This is a genomic window from Bacteroidales bacterium, assembly GCA_018334875.1.
GTDB lineage: Bacteria > Bacteroidota > Bacteroidia > Bacteroidales > UBA12077 > JAGXLC01.
Window position 1 is genome coordinate 1 of the sequence record JAGXLC010000243.1, and the last position, 6,322, is coordinate 6,322.

At 46.8% G+C, this 6,322-nt stretch carries 4 protein-coding genes; 3 read left to right on the forward strand and 1 reads right to left on the reverse strand.

The window, feature by feature from the left end:
- Nucleotides 1-155 precede the first annotated feature (155 nt).
- The 3 genes from KGY70_15370 (at nt 156) to KGY70_15380 (ending at nt 4,006) form a co-directional block, all read left to right on the forward strand.
- A complete protein-coding gene (locus tag KGY70_15370) occupies nt 156-1,742 on the forward strand; it encodes an alpha-L-fucosidase (GenBank protein MBS3776575.1) in 1,587 nt (528 codons plus the stop codon).
- 79 nt (nt 1,743-1,821) lie between these two features.
- Complete coding sequence (gene rhaM / locus KGY70_15375; GenBank protein ID MBS3776576.1) at nt 1,822-2,136, forward strand: L-rhamnose mutarotase; 315 nt, start codon at nt 1,822-1,824, stop codon at nt 2,134-2,136.
- Between the two features lie 169 nt (nt 2,137-2,305).
- Nucleotides 2,306-4,006: an arylsulfatase gene (locus KGY70_15380; protein MBS3776577.1), complete on the forward strand. Its 1,701-nt coding sequence runs from the start codon at nt 2,306-2,308 to the stop codon at nt 4,004-4,006.
- A gap of 597 nt (nt 4,007-4,603) precedes the next feature.
- On the opposite strand, the gene KGY70_15385 is transcribed toward KGY70_15380, so the two are convergent.
- A complete protein-coding gene (locus KGY70_15385) occupies nt 4,604-6,247 on the reverse strand; it encodes a hypothetical protein (protein ID MBS3776578.1) in 1,644 nt (547 codons plus the stop codon).
- Nucleotides 6,248-6,322 lie beyond the last annotated feature (75 nt).

Here is a 6,322-nt window from a genome sequence, read left to right on the forward strand (position 1 = left end):
GAGGAAGTCAGTTATCCGGGCTATTGCCCCGCTAATATTAATCAAGTGGTGTTCATCATTAGGGATGTACTTTATTAATAGATGAGTTATATATTATTATTGATGAAATTCTACTTTTATTTTCTTATCATTGCTTAACCATTCAATCAGGAAATATGAAATCCCATAAAAAATTTAGCCGACTTTATGCTATTGTTTTAATTTTAATCGCAGCGAATGTATTTACAGCCTGCAAAGATTCGAAACCGGAGAAAAACTACAAGCCAACCTGGGAATCCCTTGCCACCCATCCTGTGCCGCAGTGGTACCAGGATGCCAAGTTCGGGATTTTTATTCACTGGGGCGTGTATTCAGTACCTGCTTATCATGAGTGGTATGTGGAATTTATAAGCCCCAAATCAAGCTTTGGACGAAACCTGGGCGGTCCGCCTTATACTGCAGCCCAGGGCAACTTTTCCGACAGCGTTTTTCATGCCAACATCCGGGAAGATGCCAATAAGTATCACCGCAAAAATTACGGGGTAGATTTTGCCTATGATGAGTTCATCCCCATGTTCAAAGCCGAAAATTATGATCCTGCCTCATGGGCAGACCTTTTTAAACAGGCCGGAGCCAGATACGTGGTGATGACTGCCAAACACGGGGATGAATTTGCGCTCTGGCCCTCTGAATATACCGATCGCAATGCCGGGGATATGGGTCCTCAACGTGATCTGGTAGGTGACCTTACTAGTGCGGTGCGTGCAGAAGGGATGAAGATGGGCCTGTACCACAATACCACCTACTCCTTCTGGGATGAGCGCTACCCCAACAAAGAGTGGGTGGAATACATGAACAATACGGTTAAGGAACTGGTGGACCGGTATCATCCCGATATTCTCTGGGGAGATGTAGTAATAGGTCCTGCCAGGGACGATAAAGGAAAGCCGCTTGGCGCTGAGCATTGGAACAGCAAGGAAGTGATTGCCTATTTCTATAACCATTCGGAAAACCCCGATGAGGTTCTGACCAATGACCGATGGGGCTTAGACACCTCTGTTGAGGTGGACTCCAAAAAAGCCCTTTCCCGTTCTGTGTGGACTTCCCATGCAAACCGCTGGAACACGGGCGGAGGTGCATTGCTGGGTGATTTCCAGACCCCGGAACGCCGGAATATCACTGAGATTTTTGATCATCCCTGGGAAACCTGCGACGCGCTGGATCCCACTTCCTGGGGATACAACCGGCAAACCCCGGAGGAAGAATATATGAGCACCAATGAGCTGGTGGATTACCTGGCCGATATTGTAAGCAAGGGAGGCAATCTGCTTATCAATATAGGTCCAAAAGCGGATGGTGCCATCCCTGAAGTGATGAAGGATCGCCTGCGGGGTGTGGGCAACTGGCTTTCGGAGAACGGAGAAGCCATTTATGGAACCACCCCCTGGTCGGTATATGGAGAAGGTCCCACCAAAAAGGAAGTGGGATCCTGGGGCAGAGAGAAGGGAGAATACCGGTTTCAACCCGGCGATGTCCGGTTCACAAGAAAAGGCAATACCCTTTATGCCATCCTGCTGGAATGGCCGGGAGATGAAATCACCCTGAATTTCCTGAAAAAGGTAAATGTCAGTCATATATCCCTCCTCGGCTCAGATGAAGAAATCCATTGGGAAAAAACAAGCGATGACATTACAGTTTTTCTGCCGTCTGAACCGGTTTCCTCCTATGCCAATACGCTCAGGCTGGAATGTGAAGCTTTGTAATACACGCAAAAAACATTATTTTTATAACCTGAACTTAAAAATCATTGTTCCTGATTGAAACATTTAAAATTCTCTACTAATGAAACGATTTGCATTTAAAATGAAACTGAAACCCGGTTGCAAAGAGGAGTATATAAAGCGCCACAATGAAATCTGGCCGGAACTGAAGCAGTTGTTAAAAGAATCCGGTGTTTACGATTATTCGATCTTTTTAGACGAAGAAACCAACACGCTTTTCGCTGTGCAAAAGCAAGCCGGTGAAAGCTCTTCACAGGATCTGGGGGATAATCCAGTTGTAAAAAAATGGTGGGATTATATGGCAGACCTCTATGAGACCAACCCCGACAATTCTCCGGTGAGCATTCCTTTGGAAGAAGTTTTTCATATGGACTAAATTAATCTAACTAATGCAGATAAACTAGAACTTAGCGTAGCGATATTACGAACGTAGTGAGTAAATACTAATTTCGAAATTACCTGACTGCCGGCAAGGCAGGGATATTAGAATTTCATTTTCTGCCAAAAAATACACTAAAAAGTAAGTTACTAAAAATCTAAAAGTTATGAAAGAAGCGTATATTGAAAAGTACTATGGGCTAAAGAAATTCCTGGTGGTATTTGTTGTTGTGATGATATCTCAGGCCATCCGTTCTAAGGCTTCGGAATCTGCTCAGCCTGATGATCCGCCGAATATTGTACTGATTATGGCTGATGACCTCGGCTACTCTGACCTGGGTTGTTATGGCGGGGAGATTGAAACCCCCAACCTGGACTCCCTGGCTGATAACGGGCTTCGTTTCACTGAGTTTTATAATGCCGGACGCTCCTGGCCTACCCGGGCTTCCATTCTTACCGGTTATTATCCACAGCAAGTCAATATAGACGGTGAGCGGGCAGCTTTCCCGAAATGGGGATCCATGATTCCCAGTCATCTGGATAAGGCGGGATACCGAAATTATCACAGCGGCAAATGGCATGTTCCGAATGTTAATGAGGTGACCGGCAGGGGAGGATTTGACCGTTCCTTTAATTGTACCTATACAGGCAGCCGCCACTTTACCCCAAAACCCGAAAATCTTTATCTGGATGATAAAAGTTTTAAAGAGTTACCCGATGTAACTCAAGGCAGCGATTACTATTCCACCAGCGCGATAACGGACTATTCCATTCAATTCCTCAAACAACATCAGAACCAGCATGCCGGTACACCCTTTTTTCTATATACGGCTTTCATTTCTCCACATTTTCCGCTTCAGGCTCCCCAGGAAGTGATTGACAAGTACCGCAGCCGTTATCTGGAGGGTTGGAACAAACTCAAACAAGAGCGCTATAAACGGCAAAAGGAGCTTGGTTTTGATCTCGGCGAGAACAGTCCTTTTGAATACATGGTAACCGCCCCGTGGAGCTGGCCCGAGCAGTGGCTGAAAGACAGCATACCCGGGGAGCTGCGTTATGCAAAGCCCTGGTATCAGCTTACCGAAAAGGAAAAGCACCTTCATGCCACCAAGATGGCCATCCATGCTGCCATGGTGGATGTCATCGACCGGGAAGTTGGCCGGATACTTGATCAGCTCAGAGCCATGGGAGAGGCTGAAAACACGCTGGTGATCTTTCTCTCCGATAACGGAGCCAGCGCCGAGCAGATCATCCGGGGTGACGGACACGATCCCGATGCCCCGCTCGGATCGGCCGGTTCTTACCTGTGCCTTGGACCGGGTTTTTCCACGGCCAGCAATACACCGCTTCGCCGCCATAAATTTTGGACCCATGAGGGAGGCATTAACACGCCCATGATTGCTCACTGGCCCGAGGGTATCGAAGCCAAAGGAGAATTTCGCCACGGCGTTGGTCATGTAGTTGATTTTCTCCCGACCTTTCTGGATCTGGCAGGAGTTGAGCCCCTAAAGGAACGGAACGGTTATGAGGCACCGCAAATGCCGGGCCGCAGTCTGGTCCCCCTGTTTAAAGAAAACAAGAAATGGGAGCGCGAAATTTACTTCAGTCACGGTGGTAATAACGCCCTGCGCCAGGGCAAGTGGAAAGCGGTGATCTCATCCGACATAGACGGTAGATGGCAGCTTTATAATATGCAAAAGGACCGCACCGAACTGAACAACCTGGCGGATGACTTTTACAACTTCGGAAATCCTTCCTGGAAAGAGAAACACCAGGAACGCCTCGAACAAATGAAAGCCCGCTGGGAGGAGCTGGATGAACTGTACCAGGAGCAGGGAAAGGTTGGACTGGATAATGAGGATGAATAGCCGGAGCAAAGATCAGTAAAAGTTGAGCCATTATTAAAGTAATGATTGGTTGATTGGATGATTGGGTGATTGGGTGATTGCCCGCAGCAGGCGGGCCTGTCCGCGCCTGGCGGGATTGAAGAAGCGTAGCGCTGATAGCTCAAGAAGTTTCATGTTTGATGTTTAAGGTTAGATATTGAAGTTTGCCTTCGCTTTAGTGGAAGTTTCAGTGTCATGCTTTTCAACAAATGACTACCAAATGACCAGCAATGACAACTTAATGACTCTTTGATTTTACTGATCCCTGGAGCTATTCGGGTTTGCCTGGCTGCCTTTTGCACATTGCCAACTGATTTTCAAATTCACGTCAAACATATTAATACAACTGAATGACTATTGAATATCTCTGCCAGCTGTAGCTACATCCCTTTGCCTTATTATGAATTTGCAGTTACAATAAGTACTCATGCTAATTGAAGCTATATGTCTTGCCAACTGCTCTTTGCCCCTTGCCAACTTTTTCCTCAAGCCTTAACCCTTTTCTGACAACCCAATGACCCAATCATCCAATCATCCAATCACTCAATCACCCAATCACCCAATCATCCAATCACCCAATCATTCTCTCTCCAGCACATCTTCCGAGGCCCTGTCTTCAAATTCGATCTCTTCGCCGGGTACAGAATCATCGAGATTTATAAACCCGGTTTCATCACCGGTTATGCGCAATTGGGGCTCGCCATTTTCCGGTTCAAGGGAAAGGTTCGTCAGATTTCCTTCAATGATGTCATCTATGATCAATGCCGGCCCGTTTTCAGCCTGTATGGATACATTCTCCAGTACCAGGTCCTTGGTACGCTGAAGGAGGGCACCCTCTTCCGCATTTTTAATATCAATATTTTTAAAAGTAATCCCTGTAAGCCATTTTTCAGGCATACCATAGGAATAGATGGCTTTTTTCGCCCCGTCAATTTTCACATCGGAGATATGGATGTCTCTGAAATGTGTAGCTACTCCCCGGCCGCCGTACTCGTTGGGGCAGATATAAATGGCATTGCCCACCATATCTTTCATTTCCACATCTTCAATGTAAATGTTCTTAACTACATTTCCCCGACCACGACCGCTCTTGATCTTAATACCGGCGGGCATTCCTTCAAAGGTCAGATTATAGGCATAAACATTCTCGATGCCACCCGAGACTTCGCTACCTATGGTAATGCCGCCATACACATGTTCGCCCTTGGCAGTGATATGACGGACCACGATGTTTTTGCTGGGAATACCGATACGGAGTCCGTCTTCATCCAGCCCCGATTTAATGGGAATGGCATCATCACCCACATTGAAGTGGTTGTATTCAATCAGCATGTTTTTACATCCGTCCGGGTTGATCCCATCGGTATTGGGCGAGTTGGAAGGTGCGTAGACTTCTATGCCGCGCACGATAACATTCTTGCAGTAAACGGGATGCACGTTCCACATGGGGGAGTTTCTCATGGTGATGCCTTCTACCAGAACGTTTTCTGCTTTCCAGGGTACCAGGAAGGTAGGTCGCATGCCTTCCACACCGCCTCCTTTGCCAAAGTTCTTTCTTCTGGGAAGACGATATTTGGCAGCCTCTTCCCGGCTACCTCCTCCGGTGGCCCATTCGTACCAGAATTCATCGCCGTTTCCGTCCAGGGTGCCCTGACCCGTGACGGCAAAGTTTTTTACCTCGGGTGCATATATCGGCGGACAGTAATTGTAGGCCTCTACCCCTTCGTGGCGCACTTTAACAAGAGGATAGTAGTCTTCAATGTCGGTGCTGAAGTGAACCGTTGCCCCTTTGGCAATCCTCAGGTTGATGTTGTCGTACAGTACACGTATAGGTCCTGTATGCCAGTCACCTGCCGGGAATAAGACTGTTCCTCCGCCCGCTTTGTGACAAGCCTCGATGGCCTTATGAATGGCTTCGGTATCTTTGTTTCCATCCTCACCATCCGGGTCAGCCCCGTAGTCTTGTATTTTGAAAGTCTGATCCGGAAATTGGGGTCGTTCCAGTTGCGGCATATCGAACGGCGCATCAATGGGCGCTATTTCTTTGGGTGCTTTAACCTGTCCGGTTACAACTCCTGATACAAGCAGCATTAGCAGGGTTAAAGCCAATGTACCCCGAAAAAGTTTTCTGAAATGCTCTTTCTCTGGAAACAGAAAGAGGTGCTCATAAATGTCACTTCTCTTGATATTCTGTAATGCAGTTGTTATGTTTTTGGATTTCATAAGGCTGTTGACTTTTTTGTTTTGTTAGCAAAGTTTTGTTTAAATTTAATATCCATTAAAAGAAAACGATATATT

Coding starts and splice junctions, on each gene's coding strand:
- rhaM (MBS3776576.1), top strand. CDS start 1,822: ATGAAACGATTTGCATTTAAAATGAAACTGAAACCCGGTTGCAAAGAG.
- KGY70_15370 (MBS3776575.1), top strand. CDS start 156: ATGAAATCCCATAAAAAATTTAGCCGACTTTATGCTATTGTTTTAATT.
- KGY70_15380 (MBS3776577.1), top strand. CDS start 2,306: ATGAAAGAAGCGTATATTGAAAAGTACTATGGGCTAAAGAAATTCCTG.
- KGY70_15385 (MBS3776578.1), bottom strand. CDS start 6,247: ATGAAATCCAAAAACATAACAACTGCATTACAGAATATCAAGAGAAGT.